Raw genomic sequence first — 21,185 nt, forward strand, 5'->3', positions numbered from 1 at the left:
AGGTTTCCTGCCTGTTTCTCCCCAGCCGCGCTCATGTGCCTAGGGGCACGCTCCGATCCAGAGGCTGTCTCGCGCTCGAGTCATCCCGACGTAGAGCTCACGCCGACGGATGATGGTCGACTCGTCGCTCGGATCGGAGCGGTCGAGGAGGGACGCCGGGACGCGCGACAGGAGGACGTGCTTGAATTCGAGGCCTTTCGCGCGTTTGACGGTGCCCACTTTGACCGCGTCGACCGGCACTCCGGTGTAATCCGTCAAAGCCAGAACGGGGATTCCTGCCGCAGTGAGCACCCGGACCGTCTCCCGTACGCCCTGCGAGGTGAGGGAGAGGATGCCGACATCGCCGGGACGACAAACGAGGGTCGAGAAGTATGCGATCAATGCCGCGTCGTGATCGGCGCGGTCGGCGAATCGCCGGGAGGTGGGAACGCTCCCTGAGCGTGGCACGTCGCCGACGAGATCCCGACCGCCGACGTCTCCGTCGATGTCCGCGAACTGGTCGTCGACGACGAGCGCTGCAGCGAAATCCACGATCTCCCTCGTGTTGCGGTGGTTCGTCGACATGACGACCCCGCGCCCCGCGATCGACACTCCTGCCTCGGTCAGAGTGAATCCACCCGGGTAGATGGTCTGCTGCCCGTCACCGATCAGGGTCAGCCCGTCGGGCTTGTCACCCGTCAGCAGGAACAGCATGCGCACCATCGCGCAGGTGAGGTCCTGCGCCTCATCGATGATCACAGCACCGTACTCCGTGAGCGGTGCAGCGCGCAGAGAAGCCTCCGCCTTGAGGATCACGTCGTCGAAGTCCTGGACACCACGCGCCTGGAGCTGCGCCTCGTAGGCGAGGAGGAGCCTCCACACCTCCCTGCGCTGATCGACAGTGAGCGGACGGCGACGACCGGTCCTGACGAGGTCGGCGTACTGATCGAAGCCGGTCAGGCCTCGGCCCTTGATGACGTGGCTGATCTCGTCCCGCCAGTAATTCGGATTCGGCTCGATCGCGGCGAGAGCACCGCCGGAACCGACACGCAGCCAAGCAGACGCGAATGCCGCATCGACCTGCGAGCCGTCCAAGGTGACTCGGACACCGCGCTGCCTCAGAAGCCGCAGTGCGAAGCCGTGGACGCCGGCGAAGTCGACCCGATCCACCGTGTCGGGCGCGAGTCTCGCCAGGAGAGTGCTCAGCACCTCCGGCAATGTTCGGACGAAGGAGGTGACCAGGACCCTGCTCCGTTGGGATCGCGCCAGGTAGGCCGCTCGATGGAGTCCCACGACAGTCTTGCCCGTGCCCGCTGCGCCTCGGATGCGCGCCGGTCCGTTGAACCCGCGGCGGACGAGTTTCGCCTGACTCGGTTGCAGGAAGGCCATCCACTCCTCGATGGGCGCCGCCATGAGCCCCGCGAGAAGGATCTCGGCGACGTCCTCCACCTCGACCAGCGGCTCCGGCTCCGCCTCGTCCAGGACCGGCTCCGGGATGGTGGCGTCCACGAAGACAGGCGAGGAGTTGAGCACGGGGAAGTGACTGAGGGCGGTCGTCAGAACAGCGTTCACCTGCACGTCGGTGAGCCGACGGCCGCGCGAGTTGATGTGCACGGCGGCCCTCTTCTCGCCGAGGACCACGACGCCGCCGACCTCGGTCGGAGGCGTGTCGCGTCCTGCCAGCACGACGAGCACGTGCACCTCACCGGGCGCCAGACCGAGATCGGCCATGACCGCCTCGGTCCGGTAACCGACATCGGCGAGCCCCTCGAGGTCCTCGGTGACGTCCGCCTGACCACGGAAGATCCTCCCGGCGGTGATCTCGACGTCCGCCCAGGCTTTGGTGTCGACGATGAAGAGTCCGCCGGGCCCGACGAGCACGTGATCGATCTGCGCACGTGACCGCGAACCCGGCCAACCGCGGTCATGAAGGAAGGCGTACCCCGCGGCGGAGAGCGGCGCCAGACTCCCGGCGACCTGGCGCTCCGTGCGGTGGGCGATGGTGTACCGCTCCGCGGCATCGCGTGCCTCTGCCGCCAGGCGGTCGTGCTCTGCCGCCATCGCGCGGAGTCGTCGCACCTCTTGCCCGGCGGAATGACCGGCCGCTCCCACATGCACCCCCGACCGGCGAGTGACCTGTCTGCCGACCGTGCTCATCCTGCCGAACACCCTGCAGATGCGGCGTGCCCCGTTGGGAGGTGGTTCGAGGAGTCCGGCGCTCAGTCCCGATCTCGGCTCACGCCGGAACGGAGCAGGGTCTCCGGTTCACGCACGATCGAGAGATGTCATCGGTAGTCCGCGGGCGGAGGCCGAGCTGAACACCGAGCAGAGCATCGCCGCACCTCCCCGTCGGCCACACGTACCCCCCCTAGTAGGGCTCCAGCGCGCCGCCGCACTGCTCCGGGCGCCGGCGGGCTCCTACCGTGGATCGACCGCGGGTATCGGCTCTCGGCGTCAGCCCGCCGGGAGCATCAGCGAATGCGTCAGTCCATCCTCCGTTCACTCGTCGCCGCCGCGGTCCTCGTCGCGGGCGCCGGGCTCACCGTCGTGACGGCCACTCCCGCCGCGGCCGCACCGGCGTTCTCCACCCCCTGCTTCAGCTCGTCGACGATCGTGCAGCAGTCGGAGTACACGGTGCCGGCGGGAGTCGGCACCGTCCGAGCGGTCCTGAGCGGGCAGAACGGCCAGAGCACCGCCCCCAACCGCATCAACGCGCCGATCGCCGCACCCGGCTCCTCCGGCGGACGGGGCTCCACCCTGACCGTCGAGGTCGCCGTGACCCCCGGCCAGGTGCTGCAGCTCGGTCGCCTGGTCGGCGCCCCCGCCGGAGGAGGTCCGACCGACTTCTTCCTCCCGGGAGGCGCCGGCGGCGACGCCCAGTACCTTTCGACCGTGGGCGCCGACGGCTGCCAGCACGCGCTCGCCGTGGCGGGCGGCGGCGGCGGGGGCGGAGGCACGACCGCTCGCGGCGGCGACGCCGACACGGGGTCGGGAGCGACGGGCGGCGAGAACGGAGGATCGAATCGCGCGGTCGACGGCGCGGGCGGCGGCGGAGCCTCGGCGAACTCCGGTGGCGGTGCGGGAGCAGCGGGCTACGACCGCTTCGGCTCCTGCGCCGACGGCTCGGCCGGCAGATCGGGAGCGTTCCTGAACGACGGCGACGGCGGCACGGTCGGTGAGCTGCGCCCGAGGACGAACCCCTCCTGCGACACCTTCAACTTCTCCGGTGGCGGCGGCGGCGCCGGCTGGTTCTACGGAGGCGGCGGCGGCTCCTCCTACACCGGAGGCAGCGGGGCCACCCGTCAGGCCGTCAACCACCCGGGCGCCGGCGGCGGCGGTTCCAGCTACGTCGACGGCGCCGCGACCCGGATCTCGCAGACCGCGGGCCCCGCGTCCGGCAGCCCGGTGGTCGCTCCGGTGTACGACACCGCGGTGACCGTCAGCAAAACCCCGGACTACTCGACGGCGGGCCAGGAGGTCGTCATCACCGCCCGCGCCACCGTCCCCGCCCTCAGCCGCCCCGCGCCGGCGGGCGGGATCGTCGAGGTCCTGACCGCTCTGGGAACGACGAGGCTCACGATCGACGCGAACGGCGAGGCCGTCCTGCGGACCAGGGACCTCCCCACGGGATGGAACGACGTGCGCGCGCACTACCCGAGCACCATCACCTCGGTCGAGGCGGGTCGCGAGAGCTGGTCTCCGCTCCCGGCGCTCCGGCACGAGGTCCGGGTCTGCGCGCCGGCACCGGTGATCACCCGGCAACCCGCGGACATCCGCGGGACGACCAAGTTCCCGTACATGGTCACGCTCGGAGTGAGCGTCTCCCCGGTCTTCGGCGGCATGCCGACGGTCACCTGGCAGTCCTCGCGCGACGACGGACGCACCTGGACGGACGTCACGAGCCGAGCCGGCGTCTTCGACGACGGGACCGCGTTCGTCGAGACCGGTTCCGACACCCCCGGGGCCGTCAAGTACCGCGCCACCCTCACCACCTGCGGAGGAAGCGTGGTCAGCCAGCCGGCGACCGTCTCTGTCATGGGCACCCGGTTCGACCTCTCGACCCTCCCGCCCAAGATCTACGGCGACTCGTTCGACATCAGCGGCTACGCCCAGGCGGTCTCCGTGCCGCAGCGCTCCGTCGTGTTCGTCAGCCGGACGGCCGGCACCTGCTCCGTGACCGGCTCGACGGTGACGGTCCTCCATGCCGGTGTCTGCACGATCGCCGCGGACCTCGACCAGATGACGTCCGAGGGCTACGCCCGCGAGGTGCTGCAGAGCTTCACGGCGGGCCGGCGTCCTCTGACGGTGACCGCGAACTCGGTCGACCACCCGCGCGGCTCCCCGGCGCCCGCCTTCACCTGCCGGGCGCCGTTCATCGGCTCGGACACCTGGATCACCCCGCCCTCGGTGACCGTGTTCCGGGCGCTCGTCTCGGGCGACGGCGACGTCACCTACCGCGCGGTCGCCAACTGGCAGAGCCTGTCGTTCACCTCCTACGTCCTGCGCTGCAGCGGCGGGACCGTGAGCAGCGACTACACGATCGACGGGTACCGGAGCGGCACGCTCACCATCGTCGCTCCGCTCCCGGTGGTCCCGAAGGTCACCGCGGACTCGCCGACCACGACCTACGGGCAGACGCCCCCGACGATCTCCGGAACCGCCTCCGCCGGTCTCACCGGCTCCCTCTCGTGCGGCGCGTACGCCACCGGCGACACGTCCTTCACCTCGCCCCTCACCCTCACCGCGTCGACGACGGCGGGGCGCTACACCACCCACTGCAGCGGGCTGAGCAACCCCGGCGGAGCCCTGACCGTCATCGATGGCGTTCTCACCGTGTCGAGGGCGAGCGTCACGGTCACCGCGAGCAGTCCCGGGATCCAGGCGTACGGCACTCCGACCGCCCCGCGGGTCGACTGCACCACGTCGGGCCTCGTCGGCTCGGACCGCCTCCTGACCGAGCCCGTCGGCGTCGTCTTGTCGGGAGTCCAGAAGATCGCCGTCGGGGCCTCCACTCCGGTCGGCGGCTACGTCACGCAGTGCGAGGGAGGCGCCGCGGGCGCCGACTACGTCCTCACGACGGTTCCGGGCGCCTTCTCGATCGCCGACCGCACGGCCCCCGTCCTCACGGTGCCCGGTTCCGTCGTGGCCGACGCGACCAGCGTCTCGGGAGCCGTGGTCACCTTCGCCTCCTCCGCGCAGGACGCGACGGACGGCGCGGTCGTCTCGACCTGTGCGCCCGCCTCGGGCAGCACCTTCGCCATCGGCGACACGACCGTCGACTGCTCCGCCGTCGACGCCGCCGGCAACGTGCAGCGGAGCCGCTTCACCGTCACGGTGACCAGGCTCGCGCAGTCGGTCGCGTTCACGTCCGAACCTCCCGCGGCAGCCGTCGCCCTCGGGACCGTCACGCCGACGGCGACCGGTGGCGAGTCCGGCAACCCCGTGGTGCTTCGCGCCTCGGGTTCGTGCGCGGTCGACGGCGCGGTCGTGGTCCTCCTCCGCGGCGGCGACTGCACGATCACCGCCGACCAGGCGGGCGACGGCGCCTACGCCCCTGCACAGGCGTCCCAGACCTTCACCGTCGCCAAGGCTCCCCAGGCGCTCGTCGCCGACCTGCCCACGACCGCGGAGCCGGGCAGCACCCTCGCGCTGACCGCGACGGCGACGTCGGGACTGCCGGTCGCGTACTCGGCGTTCGCCGACTGCACCGTCGACTCCCACCAGGGCAGCGCCCCGACCGTCACCTTCGCGCCGAACTCCCGCTGCGGACTGCGACTCTCGCAGCCCGGTGACGAGGTCTACGCCGCCGCCGACGACGTGGTCCGGACGATCTCCGTCGGACGGTTCGCGCAGACGATCACCTTCACCTCCACCCCGCCCGAGCGGGCCTTCGAGGGTCAGACCTACACGGTCTCGGCCACGGGCGGCGGCTCGAGCGCTCCGGTGACGTTCTCGGTCGACGAGAACGGCGACTGCACCCTCGCCGACGACGTCGTGTCGTTCTCGGGCGACGGCTCCTGCACGATCACGGCCGACCAGCAGGGGGATGAGCGCCACAGCGACGCTCCCCCGGTCCGCCAGACCATCATCGTCGGCACCCCCGAGGGCAACCTCGCGTTCGGGAGCGACGCGCCCCGGGGCGCGTCCGCCTTCGAGACCTACCGGCCCGTGATCGTGCCGGGCCCCTCGACGGGCGTCCCGACGCTGACGGCGTCCGGCGCCTGCTCGGTGACGAGCGACGGCTCGGTGCGCAACGACGAGGCCGGACTCTGCCGTCTCCGGCTCGAGCAGCCGGGCGACGGCTACTGGCCGGCCCGGGTGGCGTTCCAGAGCTACTCCGTCGCCCTCCTCCCGCAGACGCTGACCTTCACCTCAGCGGCACCGGCGGCTCCGGTGGTCGGCAGCACCTACACGCCGATCGTGACCGGAGGAACCGGCCCGGCGCCGTTCCTGCGAGCAGCGGACGCGTGCGAGGTCGCCGACGGCGTCGTCACCTTCACGCGGACGGGGCTCTGCACCGTCACCGCGCACCAGGACGGAGACGCGGAGCACGAGAGCGCGCCTGCGCAGACCCAGACCATCGAGGTCCGCAGCCGGACCGCGCAGGAGCTCGCCTTCACCTCCGCCGCGCCGGCGGGCGTCGTGGGCGGCGCGACGTACACGCCGACGATCCGCGCCGGAGGCTCCAGCGCCCCCGTCCGTCTGGACACGACGAGCCCTGCGGTGTGCTCGGTGTCGAGCGGCACAGTGGCCTTCCTCGCAGCGGGCACGTGCGAGCTCACCGCCGACCAGGCCGGCGACGCGACCCACGATCCCGCACCGCAGGTCACGCAGCAGGTGCGCGTGTCCGCCGCGGCGACGCCTCCGAAGAAGGCGCAGACCCTCGCGTTCACGACCACGATGCCGAGCTCCCCCGAGCGCGGCATCGCCTACCCCGTCGCGGCCGCCGCGACCTCCGCACTCCCGGTCAGGTTCCTCGCGAGCGGCAGCTGCACCCTGACGGCGACCGGCACCGGGACGGCCACGGTGCGGCTCACGGGGTCGGCGGCCTGCACCGTCCGGGCGGCGCAGGCCGGTGACGCCACCTGGCGCGCGGCGCCCTCCGTCGCGCAGACGCTGCAGCTGCGAGCGGGCACGCGCGCCGATCTCACCGTCGCCCTCGCGCCGAGACCGGGCCTGCCCGCGACCGCACCGCTCGCCGGAACGATCACCGTGCGCAACGTCGGCACGCGGGATGCGGCGACCACGACGACGCGGGTCGTCGTCACAGGCACCGTCGCCAGCGCCCCCGGAGCCGTGCGGAGACCGGGCACGACGAAGGGCACGACCGTCCTGACCTGGACCGCACCCCGCGTGTCCGCCGGGCAGAGCATCACCTACACGGTGACCCTCGCCGACCGCCCGACATCGACCACGATCGAGGCGAGGACGTCGACCGCGCTCAGCGACCCGACTCCGGCGAACAACATGGTGAAGCGGACGATCAAGTAGCGACCGCTCCAGGAGCGAAGGATCCGGTCGACCCGGGCGGACGCTGCGGTGCAGCGTTCGACCCGGGTCGGAGTGCACGAGGCACGATGAGTGATTTGGGGATTCCGGGGTGAGCAAAGGCCTTTCGCCGTCGACCCGCAACTGCTTGGTCGCAGCCTCGATCCCCTACGCTCCCCTCCGTCAGGGCGAAGTCCGACGCGCACGAGGGAGGCACCACCGAGCACCTCGCACCCGCCACGGATTCAGGGGAGCATCTCGGCACCGATCAGGCGTACACGCGCAGTTCTCGATGACGACCCCTCGGTGCCCCTGCGCCCGCCACGCGAAGACCTTCGACCTATAGATCTGCAACCTGTTGGTAATCAGGCTCGACCCAACCAGGAAGAGTCAAGCGCTCGACATTCCCCAAAGTGAGGAGGACTTCGTGCGCTATCGTCCTCATGGTTACGAGAACCAGGCTATTCGCAGCGGACGGGGATCGTTGCCTTCCCTCGTCGTCGCGATAGAGGTAGAACTGAAGTCCACCCCACGCGGTATTTCCATCGAGAAATTTGTTTCTGTTCGACAGATCGTCATAGGACTCGGGCAGCCGGTCAACGTGCGCCCCTCCGTCCTTGTTTGCGAGAGCAAGAACGAGCTCACAACGACTCAAAGGCGATCCCGCATCGAGCACCGGCATCTCCCACCACGCATCGAAAGGCAACCAAAGCGCAGGTGACCCCGTGTTCGCTGAGTAGGTTGCTACATGATCAATTATCTTAAGGGACATCATGCTCCAGTCCCCAATCCGATATGTACCGGGCGGAAGCTCCGCGGGGAATTCCTGCATGCTTGCGAATGCCTCGGACGCCTTCAGATCAAGTTGCCCGAGAAGCGATTTGGACTGTCGAGTGTCGTGAACCAAGGTCCTGACGGCGACGACTAGCCGCTTCGCTTCAGCCTCGTACCCTCCATCGAAAGCAGCGGCAGAGCCACGCAGATACTCGCGCTGCTCATCCAGCAACGTCCACAGGCGATTATCCATCTCAACTTTTTACACCATCACAAGCGTTCACGAGTGATCGGGCGTGTCCGCATTCCCAAGAGGTGTGCGTCGAGAGCGTAACGGGTGTGTATTTTGTGAGCTGACCGCTGGAGCAACTCGCCGAGATGACGATGGCACTCGTCCGGCTCCTTTTACTTTTCGGGATGATTCGACATAGCTATACGCGAGCTACCTGCACCCCATGAGATCGCGTCAATCTGCGCACGGGCCAGGTGGGAGCCTGGCTAGGCAGCGCGAGTGCGCATCGCTGGCGGAGCCGTCTGCCTACCCGGGAACTCCTAGCGAAATCGGCAAAGGGGTCCGAACGGTCTCCGCATGCGGATTTAGTACCTCAATCAGCACCGAACACGACTTCTCGATGACCGGAAGCGCAAGCTTGCGACGGAGCGTGACGCTAGCGGCACCACCAGCGGACTCGTCAATTCACCGAGCGCGGGCAGGAAGTATGCTTGTTTTGCGATTGCGCGAGAGTGTGCGCGGGCTTCATAGCGACTGCCGCGAGAGCCGCATCGTGCGCCCCGACCGCAACCGCGCCCCGCTCGTCACATGCGCGACCCATAGCTACATCGAGCGCAACGTCAGTAGGCCACGACTCGCACTCGAACTAGCTCAGCACGGCTCATTATTCGGCGAAGGTCTTGGTAACGACCTGTGGGTGCACCTATCTGCAACTAATCAAAAAAGATGGGAGCGCGCGCTGGTGGCCGCTAGGGCTGGAATCAACAGGGGTGAGGAGCCGGAAGCAACCGCTCCCCCGGTTGGTGTGCAGGCCCTCCGGCAGCGCCAGGTGCGGCTGTCCGACGAGCAAAAGGCCAAGCTGGTGGCTGAGTACTTAGCCGGCGGGAACATCCGGCAGCTCGCCGCGTCCTGGGGCGTCAGCCGCGAGGCCGTGCGATCAGCCCTAAGGCAGCAGCACGTTCCGGTGCGTCAGGTCGTGCTGACCGATCGTCAGCTGGAGGATGCGGCGTCGCTGAAGACACGGGGTTGGTCACTGAACCAGCTTGGGTCGCTCTACGGCGTCGATCCGAAGACGATGAAGGCGAGGCTTCAGGCGCGGGCTCGAGATTCGGAGTATCGACAACCGATGTCTTGCTGATGTCCCGTACGAAGTCCGAGTTCTCCATCTCCCAACCGACGCACCCATGCACTGCACGAACGAAGTTCGCTTGATCGATCCGCTGCGCCATCGGCCCGACCGTCACGTTCCTCGACGCTCCTCCGCACCCTTCGAGTTTTGCTGCTGCGCTTCCGAGACGAGGCGTGGGCCGACGGTGGGGTGCGGTGCCGGCCCACTCGCGCAGCTACATCCGCCCAGTGCTGGTTGGCTAAGACGCAACCATCGTGGTGCCGGTGCTCACAGTGCTTGCGCGTAAACCCTGGCCCTCCGCCAACGGCAAGGCCAATGCGCAGAGAGCGCTTGCCTCAATGGTTGCAGCGTGCATCTCCACCGTCGGCGCAGGTGGTGCGGGAACGCCGCCACAGCGCAGGCTAGTGGCCAAAACGACCTTCCGAGAGGCTGAAGCCTAAGCAAGACGAAGATGCTTCCAATTGCTTATCCCTGTCGACCCATAGTGGAGGCCAAGTCCTCCCGCGTCATGACGGAAAGCGCAGACATCCTCAGAGCGGAGGTTGAACCGACCCCGACCAGACGCGCAAGGGCCACCTTGACATCGGTTTTCAGGCCCATCAGGTCGGCAGGAACGTCGAGCAACTCACATACTCGCTGAGCTACCCGGGCGTTCAGAATCAGAACGTCATTTCCCATCAGCAACTGAAATCGCCTACGATCGGCTTCCCCGAAAAAGCTCTCCAGGGGAATGCGACCGCCTAAGCTCTGGTGCTGAGCCAACCACCAGGTTGACAGATGTGCAACTCTTCTCTTCTTCGCGACCGTCGGCGCAAGATTATGCACGCGCTCGAGTAACTCAATCGAAAGCTCTGTGCTCGGCAAGACGAGATTGCCCACAGATTTGCCGACGAAGTCGCTCGCCAAGTGAAGGTCGAGAAGCACCGAAAGAGCGGCCATCGTTTCACCCATCAGCGGCCCTGGGAAGCGCCACCATCTTTCTTCCCGCTCAATCATTGCCCATCTAGACAGAGCCGCTCGGATGACGCCGAGGGAGAAAGGAGCGACGCTGGTCGAAGTTTCCGTGGACGCACGCAACGACTCTGCGACCGCCTGCCCCAGCATCGGTGGTACAGCATTGCCGATCTGCCGGAAGGCGTCACTTCTACTTCCCGCGAAGCGGAATGAGTCAGGAAAAGTCTGAAGACGAGCAGCCTCGCGGATGGTAATCGTTCGATGCTCCTCAGGATGAATATACCAATACCCATCTCGAGCGATATGCGCAGTGATGGTCCTACTAAGATCAGACCAATCCAACCTCTTATACTTATCTGAAAAGGAATCGTCTCGATACCTTTTGAGGTACTCCGGCAAATCTCTGTAGGAGGTCTTGTGCGTCATGAGCCGAAACGCTTCACGATCGTCATCTCTTACCGGGCGAGTGACGTGATCGTAGACGACATTACTTGCGCTTCCTGCCCGAAGACGCGAAGCCAACGCCGACATCCGGGCCGCCGGGACGTATTCTAGCTCCCTCGACCCAACGCCCCCCTCCAGGGCAGGGAGGTCTGCAATAGCATCTCTGACAGATGGCTTTGTCAAATCATCGCTGGGCCAAGTGATTGAAACATGGTCTCGGCGAGCTTGTAGAATGAACCGCTTGCGATGCTGAGGTACTCCGTATTTCCACGCGTCAAGCAGACGATAGTCAACGTCGTAACCGCAAGATTCCAACTCGTGAGCCAACTCCCGCACGATTCCTAGGTCGTCGCCCAGAGCCATATCAGGAACGTTTTCTAGCAGAACTGCGCGGGGGCGCAACTCAAGGACAACCTGTACAAACGACCTCCAGAGTTCACGCCGAGAGTCGACTTCATTCCGAGTTCCCGACCGAACGAGACTTGCAATCTTCGCAGACCCGGCTCTAGAGAACGGCTGGCAAGGAGGGCCGCCCACCACCAAGTCGATACTGAGAGGTTTAAGTTTATTGATCAACTCGTCGACTTCGGCCCCGCTAGACATGTCGACATCGAGTGCCAAACCTGGGAAGTTTGCAGCATGCGTTTCGAGCGCCGCCTTGTCGTGATCAACAGCAGCTACGACAAGCCACCCAGCGGCCTCAACACCAAGCCCGAGACCGCCTGCACCCGAGAAAAGATCCACGGCAAGAGGCTTCGCATGTTCTGATTGCCCGTTTAAGCAGGACGAAAGATTTTCAGGCAATGCATTGCTATGCCGTGGCAGCACCACCGCAGGCTGCCGCACAAGCTTGACACCATAAGATCGCTTCGTCCTAGGTATGCCATCCACATCGGCCTTGGTGCGGCCGCGATTGCCTTCTGAACCGGGAGACCTCAAATCGAGCCTATCCAAAACGGACGTACCCAGGCCGCGACCCGTGGAAGCCCAGACGGGCCAGCAAGTCCATGAATAGCTGTTCTCTAATTCGATAAAGGGCCATAGCTCCCTCGAGAGCACGAGGAGGCAGTGTATGAATCAAGCGCGGGTTTATCACAAGATGACGCACGTTGCCACCGACTTGAAGTGGAGGAGAAATCCAGAGGTTCGAGCCACCCGGCAAACCCCGCGCCTTACCATTTGCCATTGCAGGCACAAACGCTCCTAGAACAAGTGGAATTGGACCCGGCTTTTCTTGCGCGTAGTCGCATGCCGCTCCGACACGCACCCGCACAATTGTCGCTGCGCTTCGATCGCCGTCATTCATCTGCAAACCAAGATCCTTCTCCAAGAACCGTGTTGGCCCGACCAGACCGACGCTTCGCCAGCGAAAATTGTCGGGCACTACGGAAACCGCACCCCAGGCGCTCGACATTATCCCATCGCTTCCAGCGGAAGCTAAATGGGCGCGAGTATTCAGCTGGGCGGAAACAGGCAGACCCAAGGCCACAGGAGGGGTCGACGCCTCTAAGAATGCCTGGCGCCAGACGTTTGGCCGCGAGGAACCCGCCAAATCGTTCAAAATCGTATCGGAGAGCATTGGCAGCAGACCAGCGTGGATCGCAGCTCTTGCCTCGTCTCGGTAGTGCCCCTCTCCGACCTCGGCGGTTGCAATTGCCCGAAGGAGGTTCGCTAATCCAGTCGTACGCTTTTCGTTCTGCGCCAGCCCAGCTGGCACATTTGCGAGCAAGTCACGGAGTACGATACTGGCCGCGCCGAGCACGTCGACCTCCCATTCAATCGCGACTCGCAGCGAGGCCGAGGAGTTCAGGCGCTCCTCTACCGCAGCCGTGAGGCTAGCGGCGTCCCGGACCGAACCATTCTCTATCGAGATGTAGTCCGTCTTCGAGAGCGCAATCACAGCCACCGGCAGGCAGTGAATCTTATCTGGCGGAATACTTCCGACCAAGTACTCCTCTAGCTCCTCTGCTCGTTCTGGCGCGTCCGTCCATAGAACTAGAATGAACGGACCACCCAAGGGAGAGATATTCTCCTCAAGGATTGTATTGATCAGCGCGAAATGGCGTCGGTAGTCACCTGAGACAGCATTATCGAGTAGTTGCAGGTCAAGGAATAAGCCACGCACACCGGCGAACATACGCGGTTCTAAGGCATTCTCAGGTTCGTACTTAATTGCCAAGCAGGACGCGCCGACGCTTTTGAACGCTTCGACGATCGACGTCAGATGGTCCTCGCGGTCATCTACGACCACGAACCTGCTAGGAGAGAACAATTTCACACCTTCTTGAAGACAAGCGCAACTATGGCGCCCGAGTACTTATCCGGAACTTTTATTGAACCACGCTCCGGGAGGCGTAAGGATCCCCCACTAAGCTCCATAATCATTCGCACATAGTAAAGTCCAATTCCGATACCGTTGGGCCTGCGGCTAAAGAATGGTTGCGTTATGCTCTCAAGGCTATCGGCAAATCCGGGCCCATTGTCCGCGATGACTAGTGCTGGCCCTTCTGAGAAAGAGGTTGTGTCGAGCCCAAGGTAAATCGCTCGTGACCCGTCCGATTCCGCACCGACTTCAGGACGTGCCGAAGTCAGCCAGTAAACGCTATTATCGATCACGTTAGAAACTGCGCCGAGCGCAAGCCCCAGCGGGAACGACGCAGTAACCCCTACTGCGTCCGACCGCTCAACCTCGAGCTCGATCGAATGATTCCGAAGCCGTATCCTGTTGAGCGCGACAGAACGGTCAAGAAGCAGCGTCAAGTCTTGTTCTTTTGCCTTGCTTTTTTTAAGGAGATCGCCGAACCCGTCGAGTAGCTTGAGCAAGTCACGCGCCTGAGGTAGAATATCCGCTCCGCTTACCCCGTTCTTGATCGATCTTTCGAGTATGCGAACACCATGATCGATTTCGTGAAAAACAATCGCTAGTGTCATGTTTGAGATCCCCGAACGGAGCATGATCTCACGCATGTCGTCATAGGCCTTTTGGGCAGCGTCGGCCAGGGGCTCGATTTGGTCAGAGAGGTTGGCACTCTTTGCGATTTGACGAATCTTACTGAGGGGCTTGGCAATGTCTCGGTCAGTTTCGCTTTTTGCTTTGCGCAAAAGCCTGCGAAGTGCGTCCTTGTCGACATTGCGTTCAATTTCGAGCTGTGCGACCGCGCCCATTACAAATGCTCGAAGGTGCTCGTATTCTTTGCTCTCGACGAATCCTTCGCGGTTGGTCTTCTCGCTCAGTCCTGAACTGGCACCTAAATCTAGGTCTACTGCCGCAACGACGATGTTTCTGCTGATTCGCTTTGACGGCGCGTTCACTCGACGAAGGTCGAGTCCGAGCCAATCGTCAGTCGGCTCTCCGTAGTTATAAACACGAATTCCGTCTCTATATACGCGAACGCCACCATTGCTATCTAGAAATTCCATAAGCCCGATTGCAGTTCCCATAGCAGCTAGCACTTCGCGGTCACGATCGTAAACGTAGAAAACACCGCTTATGGGACCGATGCCTCGCTGCATCAAAATCGAACTTAAGACATCAGGACGCCGTTGCTTTTTCGCGATCGGCATCTGCGAATCGTCGTTGTCTGGAAGATATGCGGAATCGAGAACCAATCCCTGGCTCGTTCCTGACTTCACTCGAGGTTCTGCTTTAGTACCTCCAACCCCACGGAACTCGTAGTCCCACCTGAACTCGTTGTCAACTATCGTGAACGAGAATTTCCAGGGCGCAAGACGAAGGATATCGCTTACGTCGAGAAGGTCGTCCAACCACTCTTCGTGCCCAGGAACGGCTAATCTAGCTTCGAAGTCATCCATTCTGGATCTAAAAGGCGATGAGATTGACGTAATTTGTCGAGCGAGACGGCGCACTTCACCTCGAGTCCACTCCGCCCCTCGCAGTCCGCTTACCCTGATGAACGTTCCGTGACGCCCGCCTTCAAAATGCTTTGCTTCTCGCGTCTCGATGGTGACCATCGCGTCCTCAAGAAACTCGGAGTCGACAAGCTGATCCCAATCGATCGTCAGGGCAACTTCCAGCTCAGCAACTCGCCGCGTCACAAGTTCAATTCTGTTCCCTAGCTTGTGAACGGCGAAGCGGCCGAGGCCTTTCTCGCCCAGCGGTAAGCGATTACGGGCGGTCCTGACATTCTGCGACCGCTGGATCTCGCGATGATTGTGTCCCGGTACGAGCCAAATACTTGTGATGGTGTCGATAGACATTCCCTCGCCGTTGTCCGAGACCGTGATCTCAGCAGCGTCAGAATCAAGCCCGAGCATCTGAATGTCAACGACGGTCGCGTCCGCGTCATAGGCGTTCTTTACAAGCTCAAACACCGCTAGACGAGGCGAACCGATCAGTTGATCGCCGAGCAGCTGTAGGAGACGTGCTCGGGGGCGGAAGGGCAGCTGCGTAGAGGCCGATTCAACCAACATGTGCTCCGATTCTGACACCACGGGGGCGCAGGTCAAAGTTACCAGGCGATGGCAACTTCGGTGACCGCGCGTCCGACGATCTCCCTCGGCCAGGCTCCGGACCCGGCGTTTCGTGCTCCAATCGGGGTCGATTCTTCAGTCTGCCGCGTCCAGGATCCCTCACACTGATTGTCGGACGTCAACCGCGCGGCACAACGTAGCGGCTGGACCCTTCTGACACGGAGCTGCACTAACGCATTGAGCTGACTCAAGCTCCACGTCCGCCGTCATCACAGTAGAAAGAGGCAAACTACGCTCATCGCGTTGGGGCTATTCTCACCGATCGGCCAAGTGCTGCAATAGTGGACGAACACACTGCTACTATAATCGGCCATCCCGCGCGTCTATTCGATCCCTTTCTCCGATTCACCAGTCGTTTCGATTGACTAGTTCGTAAGTGATACCGTCTACTCGTGCGTGCGTGCCATCTACGTGGATGTCACAGACATGGCCGTCTGAACCGTAGATGTACCAGTCGTCCGCGCTTGACTCGAAGTCAGGTGCGGGAGTGAGATCCTGCCTAGCGGACTCTTCGGGCTTACCATCCACGTCAATGAAAGTGTGCAGGGTCTCCCCATTGAGGTAGATGGTGAAGTCTCCGCTGCCGTCGGAGTTCTTTCCAATGAGCTGCACTGTTCTCCAAGGGTCATCGAAAGGTTTCTCCCGGGACGGTACGCCATCGCCCTCGTAGAGTCCAGCACTCTGTCGCGGCCGAGTCCGCTGAAACCGCCAGCGACGCTCACTGTGCGCTACGGCGGCAAGCCGGTTCAGCAGCTTCCTCAGGCCGGTAAGCGTGCGATCACACTGTAGGAACGCGACACGCGACAACGCAACGGTGGGCGAGGATGGATCTCGTGCTGCGCATCTACCTAGACCAGAACAAGTGGGTCGACCTCGCTCGGGCCGCGACGGGCCACCGTCTCGGTGTGCGGTTCAGCGAGGCGCTGTCCGAGGCCCGCGAGGCAGTCGCGTCTGGCAGAGCGTCGTTCCCACTCGATATGTACCGCTACGTGGAGACTGGAAGACGCCGCGATGATCGCTCGCGCAACGACGTTGCGGACGTCATGGCTGAGCTTTCGCACCAGGACACCATTGCTCGTGCTCACGAGGTGCTCCCAGCCGAGATCGACGCTGCGCTGCAGCGTCGCTTCAACCACCCGACGCCTCCGAGGCAGTCCACCGTTTTTGGGCGCGGTCTGTCCCACATCACGGCAGGTGCATTTTCGCCACCGGAGTTTGACCTGAATTGGCTTCTCGAAGACAGCGCGTCCGCGCCGCCGAGCGCCGCCGCCTTCGCGAAGCACACCTTCGAGCGCCTTTACGAGAGTCGGATCCTTCGAGCGAGGCTTGACGACAACGACGCGGCTGAAAGAGCGGAGCGGGAGCTTGGGCAACGCTACGTCGACTACGAAGACTCGATTCGAGCCGACCTTCGGCAACAAGGTCTTTCCGGGGACATGCTTGAGCTAGCCGTTCACGCCTCCGATCTCAGAGATATTCGTCCTGCGGTGGTCGATGCGCTGGCACGAATTGACCTGGCCTGGGACGACCTTCCGGCGACGTACTCCCCGAGTGAACTGATGTCGTTCATGGACGACCTTCCAACGAGGTATGTAACAAATGTGATGCGCTCTTCTAAACTCCGGCAGGACGAGCAGAGATGGGAGCCGAACGATTTCAATGACCTTCTTGCTCTTCCAGTCGCCGCCGTCTACTGTGACGTGCTCTTGACGGAGAAGCAGTGGATCCATCGCCTCCGGCAGGGGAAAGTCGACGAGCGGTTTAGTACGGTCTTGCTCAGCAATACGTCTGACCTCGTCGAGATACTGCAAGACTGAGGCGGTGACACGACCCGTCGTCTCGCTTCCTTCCGGGGTGGATTTCGTCCGGTCGTGCCGAGATGCCGTGTTTAGGGACCAAGGCGCGGGACCGCTCCTGCGGTCGATGGAGCAACGGACGCACACGTGAACCAGAAGTCCCGTGAGCGATACAGGTCTGCGGTGCACGCCAACAAGGTGCAAGGCCGGATCGGCCGCGGTGCGGAAAAAAGCCGTAGCGTCGATGTCATGAGTCCGAACGAGACAGACGCCGTCGAGTACGTCCTTGAGCTACTCGACAACTTCTTCTTGCGATCTGAGAGCTCAGCCGAGCCGTACGGATCGCTCCGCCGCGGTGTCGACGGCGCGCTACTGACTCCTGGTTCGCTTACCGAGGAGGAAGCGCGGCTGCTGCAGGAGAACATCGGCGCTGTCCCATCCTTCGTCAAACAGTTCATCGGACGAGACATCCTCGCCGAGCGCGCCGCCGGCAGCGACAGATCTGCGCTCGTACGCGCAACGCTCAATTTTGTTGTGGATGCGCTCCAAACCACCGCTGTCGAGCCAGACGTGGTTGAGGTCTGGTCGCGCGCGCTGAAGCTCGCTCGCATGCACGGCAGGGCAACCCAAGGCCAGCTCGCGTCACTTGAGGCAGGACTCATCAAGAAGGTGCTCGCTCCGCTGCCTGAGCTGCGGGCGGTCTGGCTTGCCGACCTTTTACGTACGCAGAAGCTCGCGAAGCACTCAGCCGCAGCGATTGCGGTACATCTTCAGAGCCTCGCCGGCAGGACAAACGACGACGCCAGCGCTTCGGTCTTCTTTCAGGCGGCAGCGGAGTGGCACCGCGCGGCAGGCGACGAGGCAGCGGCGTCGGACGACCTGCTGTCAGTAGCGCGAGGACGTCAGGGGCTAGCTTCCTCGCTGCTGCAGCAACGACGGGCGGATTCGTCGATCAGGGCAGCGTCGGAGCTTCAGCTCGCCCACGACGTCGTTCGCCAACTCTCGCGTGCGTTTCGCGAGTCTCGCGACGTACAGAATCTCGGCGCCGAGCTAGCCGCCAGCATCCGAGTGGCGCGTCAATCCACGGTGTCCTTCATGACGTCCCGGGTCACCGAGGTGGACGTCTCTGAGGCCTATGAGCGCACGATTCGCTCCATGACCGGTAGAAGCGAGGCTGAAGCTGCTGAACGCTTCCTAGAGAGCGCCACGCTGCCCTCGTTCACCCTCGCACGGGATCGGGCCGAGACCGCGGTCCACGCGTCTCCTCTCGGAAGGGTGAGACGAGAACGTCTGACTAACGACGGAAGAGAGGTGGCGAATACCGATGACGACCAGTTCGGCATCCCTGGCCAAGTCTGGCTGAAGATGGTTGATGATCTCACCGGCCAAGTCGTCGACACGGTGCATCGCTATCTGATGCCCGCCTGGCAGGTCTTCAGCACTGAGCATCGCTTGAGTCGTTCGTACTTCGTTGAGACGGCTCGCTCCGGAGGACTTGTCCCGAGCGAACGCGCGCAAATGTATGGACGAGCACTGTTCTATGGCTTCGACGGTGACTTTATGACCGCAGCACAGCTGCTCACTCCGCAGCTTGAACACCTGGTTCGCGTCCATTTAAGAGACGCTGGAGTACCTACGACTCTGCTGAAGAGCGGCATCGAGACTGAAGTTGGACTATCCGCTCTTATGGCGAAGCCCGAGTCGACGGAGATCTTCGGGGACGACGTTGCCTTCGTCGTCCGCGGCCTCTTCTGCTCACCCGCTGGGCTGAACTTGCGAAACGAGTTTGCTCACGGCCTCTTCACGGCGACTACGGAATTCTCGGCATCGGCCACATACGCGTGGTGGCTCATGTGGAAACTCGCCGTAGCGCCGTTCTCCAATCCAGCGATCAAGGTAGCTTTAAGTGTTTGATGCCCGCTATTCGCTATGGAATCACTACAGCCAGTAATAAGCATCCGAATCAAAGGACATATTTTGAACTACAATCCTCTCCCGAGCTCGTCTCAATTGTACGCGCTATCCGCGCACAAGCTCAATTCCTGGCTCGGAAGCGCAGAGTGTTTGCAGCTCATCAAAGAGCTGACTATTAGCCCGGCTTTTCAAGAAGCGTCCAATGCCTTTCTAGGGAAGATTCTCGACACGCGTCACGTAACTCCACAAATGATTGCGATGCGCTTTGTGCGCGGTTATCTCGACGTGGGAACGTCTTCCGGAAACGCATTGAAAAGCGACCCGGTGTCGCAGATTATTCTGAGCAAGATGTCGCGAAGATGCAGATCCGATCCTGCAATAGCCGAAGCGTGCAAATTACGAGAAACTTCACCCGACCTCTTCGAATTCATGTCTCAACTCATCGATATCCACTCCCGCATTGTTCGTAGCGTCGTAAGACACGCCTTTCAAGCAGACAATTTGGTACTCCGCCGCGGCGTTGCGGACACCAGACTAATTTCACCGATTGAATCATGGGCGTATTTCGGATCGGTCCATAGCTACGGCGCCAATACTCTCATAGCTCGCGTGCCCGTCGCCTCAATACTCTCCCTTAGAGGTGCCGAACATGAACTTATTGTCGCGCGACCGCGAAGATCTACTTTACGCCCCGGAGGTTTTGCTATGATTCGCTCGCCTCGCCTGTCGCGCTTGATCTACACCAATTTGCCGAAACAACGGACATGGATGCCGGAGGACATTTGAGGACCAGTATGGCCCATGCATCAATCGCACGAACCAGGATGTCAGTTCGCGGTGCAATCGTTTGATTACCGAGTCTAAAAGGAGACGATTGGTCACGCGAACGTGCTGATCCCCAGCAGTACCATACGTGTTGAAGACAAAAACTCAGACGGCTACGACAGTGCGCCCGGCAATAGCTGCCGCCTGCATGAAGCGCTCGACTTTGCGTAGGTCGCGCACCAGTCCTCAACGATCGGGTGGGCGGTGTCATTCTGCGCTCGATCTGCAACGAAGGAGAGACCGTCGTGGGGCGCTTTGCCGTAGGCCCACGACAGTTCAAGGCAGACGCGTGCATAGGTGAGTACCTCACATGGGTTCCCTAGCGTTACTCCCCCTGGGCTACTCGACACGACTGGAACCGTCCTGTAAGCATTCGTCATGACCATCGTTCTGGATCCGGCGCTCGCAGGCCTCGCGGACACGCTCCTGTCCGAGCACCTCGGTGACCGTAGAAGCGGTCAGGCGGATGAGCGCTTTCGGCGACGCGCGGCCGCGGCCGACCTCCTTGCCTCACTCATTCCACTACGCGACGACTTGCGGCAGCTAGAGAGTCAACGAGCGCGAAAAAGATGGGCCAACCGGATCCTCGCGGCGTACAGCAGCATTGAGCGCGCCGATCAGAGGACTCCGAGGCAGTGGCGCCACGTTCGGCGCTCTGTGCGCATACTCCTCGGAGAGGCACTCGGGGTCATGAACTTTGTAGATCTCGATCGAACAGTCAGGCGAGAACCCGTCGAGTTCGACCGCGAGTGGGCGATGTATGGCGCCGACTACTTGACGTACTGCATCACAAGGATCCAGCAGTGGCAGGAGTGCTGGGCGGAGAAAACCGCCGAACGTATTCAGATCACTGACTTTGACACCTGGCTGAGCGCCTGAGGCTGGCCCTGTCCGGATCGAAAGCGAGCGCATGGCTCGCACGGCCGGATCGACGTCCCCCTGAGCATGCGTGTCGCCGTCAGGACGTCGGGGGCACGTCGGACTAATGTGGGGTGGGATTGTCGTCGACACCGGACACACGACAACCGTCCGGCTGGCTACCATTTTCGAGCCGGATCTTCCCGTCCAGTCCGCCTCCACCACCGAGGGTCTGCATGCGCAAGGCCGCCCCGACCCGCCTTCTCGCCGTTGTGGGCGCCGCCCTCGCTACGGTTTGCGC

The 21,185-nt window shown here is 63.1% G+C and carries 11 protein-coding genes; 6 read left to right on the top strand and 5 right to left on the bottom strand.

What is annotated here, in order from left to right; translation table 11 throughout:
• Positions 1–39: 39 nt before the first annotated feature.
• On the bottom strand, positions 40–2,040 hold the full coding sequence (locus LRG51_RS05980) for a nuclease-related domain-containing DEAD/DEAH box helicase (RefSeq protein ID WP_230671672.1): 2,001 nt from the start codon (positions 2,038–2,040) through the stop codon (positions 40–42).
• A 417-nt stretch (positions 2,041–2,457) separates the two neighbouring features.
• On the opposite strand from LRG51_RS05980, the gene LRG51_RS05985 reads away from it, so the two are divergent.
• The gene (locus LRG51_RS05985; protein WP_230671674.1) at positions 2,458–7,470 is read left to right on the top strand and encodes an HYR domain-containing protein; all 5,013 of its coding nucleotides are present in this window, start codon (positions 2,458–2,460) and stop codon (positions 7,468–7,470) included.
• A 337-nt stretch (positions 7,471–7,807) separates the two neighbouring features.
• Here the strand turns inward: LRG51_RS05985 and LRG51_RS05990 are convergent, their stop codons facing one another.
• A complete protein-coding gene (locus LRG51_RS05990) occupies positions 7,808–8,494 on the bottom strand; it encodes a hypothetical protein (RefSeq protein ID WP_230671676.1) in 687 nt (228 codons plus the stop codon).
• 466 nt (positions 8,495–8,960) lie between these two features.
• Here LRG51_RS05990 and LRG51_RS05995 point away from each other — a divergent pair, with 466 nt between their 5' ends.
• Positions 8,961–9,611 carry a hypothetical protein gene (locus LRG51_RS05995; RefSeq protein ID WP_230671678.1) on the top strand — a complete coding sequence of 217 codons (651 nt, stop codon included), beginning with the start codon at positions 8,961–8,963 and terminating at the stop codon, positions 9,609–9,611.
• A 456-nt stretch (positions 9,612–10,067) separates the two neighbouring features.
• On the opposite strand, the gene LRG51_RS06000 is transcribed toward LRG51_RS05995, so the two are convergent.
• The 3 genes from LRG51_RS06000 to LRG51_RS06010 all read right to left on the bottom strand — a co-directional run bounded on the left by LRG51_RS06000 (position 10,068) and on the right by LRG51_RS06010 (position 15,431).
• Positions 10,068–11,744: a DNA cytosine methyltransferase gene (locus tag LRG51_RS06000; RefSeq protein WP_230671680.1), complete on the bottom strand. Its 1,677-nt coding sequence runs from the start codon at positions 11,742–11,744 to the stop codon at positions 10,068–10,070.
• A 202-nt stretch (positions 11,745–11,946) separates the two neighbouring features.
• Positions 11,947–13,251, bottom strand: coding sequence for a hypothetical protein (locus tag LRG51_RS06005; protein ID WP_230671682.1), 1,305 nt, complete (start codon positions 13,249–13,251; stop codon positions 11,947–11,949).
• 23 nt (positions 13,252–13,274) lie between these two features.
• Entirely contained in the window at positions 13,275–15,431 is a 2,157-nt protein-coding gene (locus tag LRG51_RS06010; protein WP_230671684.1) for an ATP-binding protein, read from the bottom strand.
• 893 nt (positions 15,432–16,324) lie between these two features.
• Here LRG51_RS06010 and LRG51_RS06015 point away from each other — a divergent pair.
• From LRG51_RS06015 to LRG51_RS06030, 4 genes are all read left to right on the top strand, one after another.
• A complete protein-coding gene (locus LRG51_RS06015) occupies positions 16,325–17,308 on the top strand; it encodes a hypothetical protein (RefSeq protein WP_230671686.1) in 984 nt (327 codons plus the stop codon).
• A 126-nt stretch (positions 17,309–17,434) separates the two neighbouring features.
• The gene (locus LRG51_RS06020; protein ID WP_230671689.1) at positions 17,435–19,201 is read left to right on the top strand and encodes a DUF4209 domain-containing protein; all 1,767 of its coding nucleotides are present in this window, start codon (positions 17,435–17,437) and stop codon (positions 19,199–19,201) included.
• A 63-nt stretch (positions 19,202–19,264) separates the two neighbouring features.
• Positions 19,265–19,987 carry a hypothetical protein gene (locus tag LRG51_RS06025; protein ID WP_230671692.1) on the top strand — a complete coding sequence of 241 codons (723 nt, stop codon included), beginning with the start codon at positions 19,265–19,267 and terminating at the stop codon, positions 19,985–19,987.
• Positions 19,988–20,404: 417 nt separating this feature from the next.
• A complete protein-coding gene (locus LRG51_RS06030; RefSeq protein ID WP_230671694.1) occupies positions 20,405–20,905 on the top strand; it encodes a hypothetical protein in 501 nt (166 codons plus the stop codon).
• The last annotated feature ends 280 nt before the right edge of the window (positions 20,906–21,185 follow it).

The sequence above is a fragment of the Rathayibacter sp. Leaf248 genome (genome assembly GCF_920939495.1).
GTDB classification, from domain to species: Bacteria; Actinomycetota; Actinomycetes; order Actinomycetales; family Microbacteriaceae; genus Rathayibacter; species Rathayibacter caricis.

What these genes read in the sequence shown, in the direction of transcription:
- LRG51_RS05980 (WP_230671672.1), bottom strand. Translation starts at nt 2,040, where the DNA reads ATGGCGGCAGAGCACGACCGCCTGGCGGCAGAGGCACGCGATGCCGCG.
- LRG51_RS05985 (WP_230671674.1), top strand. Translation starts at nt 2,458, where the DNA reads ATGCGTCAGTCCATCCTCCGTTCACTCGTCGCCGCCGCGGTCCTCGTC.
- LRG51_RS05995 (WP_230671678.1), top strand. Translation starts at nt 8,961, where the DNA reads ATGCTTGTTTTGCGATTGCGCGAGAGTGTGCGCGGGCTTCATAGCGAC.
- LRG51_RS06010 (WP_230671684.1), bottom strand. Translation starts at nt 15,431, where the DNA reads ATGTTGGTTGAATCGGCCTCTACGCAGCTGCCCTTCCGCCCCCGAGCA.
- LRG51_RS05990 (WP_230671676.1), bottom strand. Translation starts at nt 8,494, where the DNA reads ATGGATAATCGCCTGTGGACGTTGCTGGATGAGCAGCGCGAGTATCTG.
- LRG51_RS06030 (WP_230671694.1), top strand. Translation starts at nt 20,405, where the DNA reads ATGACCATCGTTCTGGATCCGGCGCTCGCAGGCCTCGCGGACACGCTC.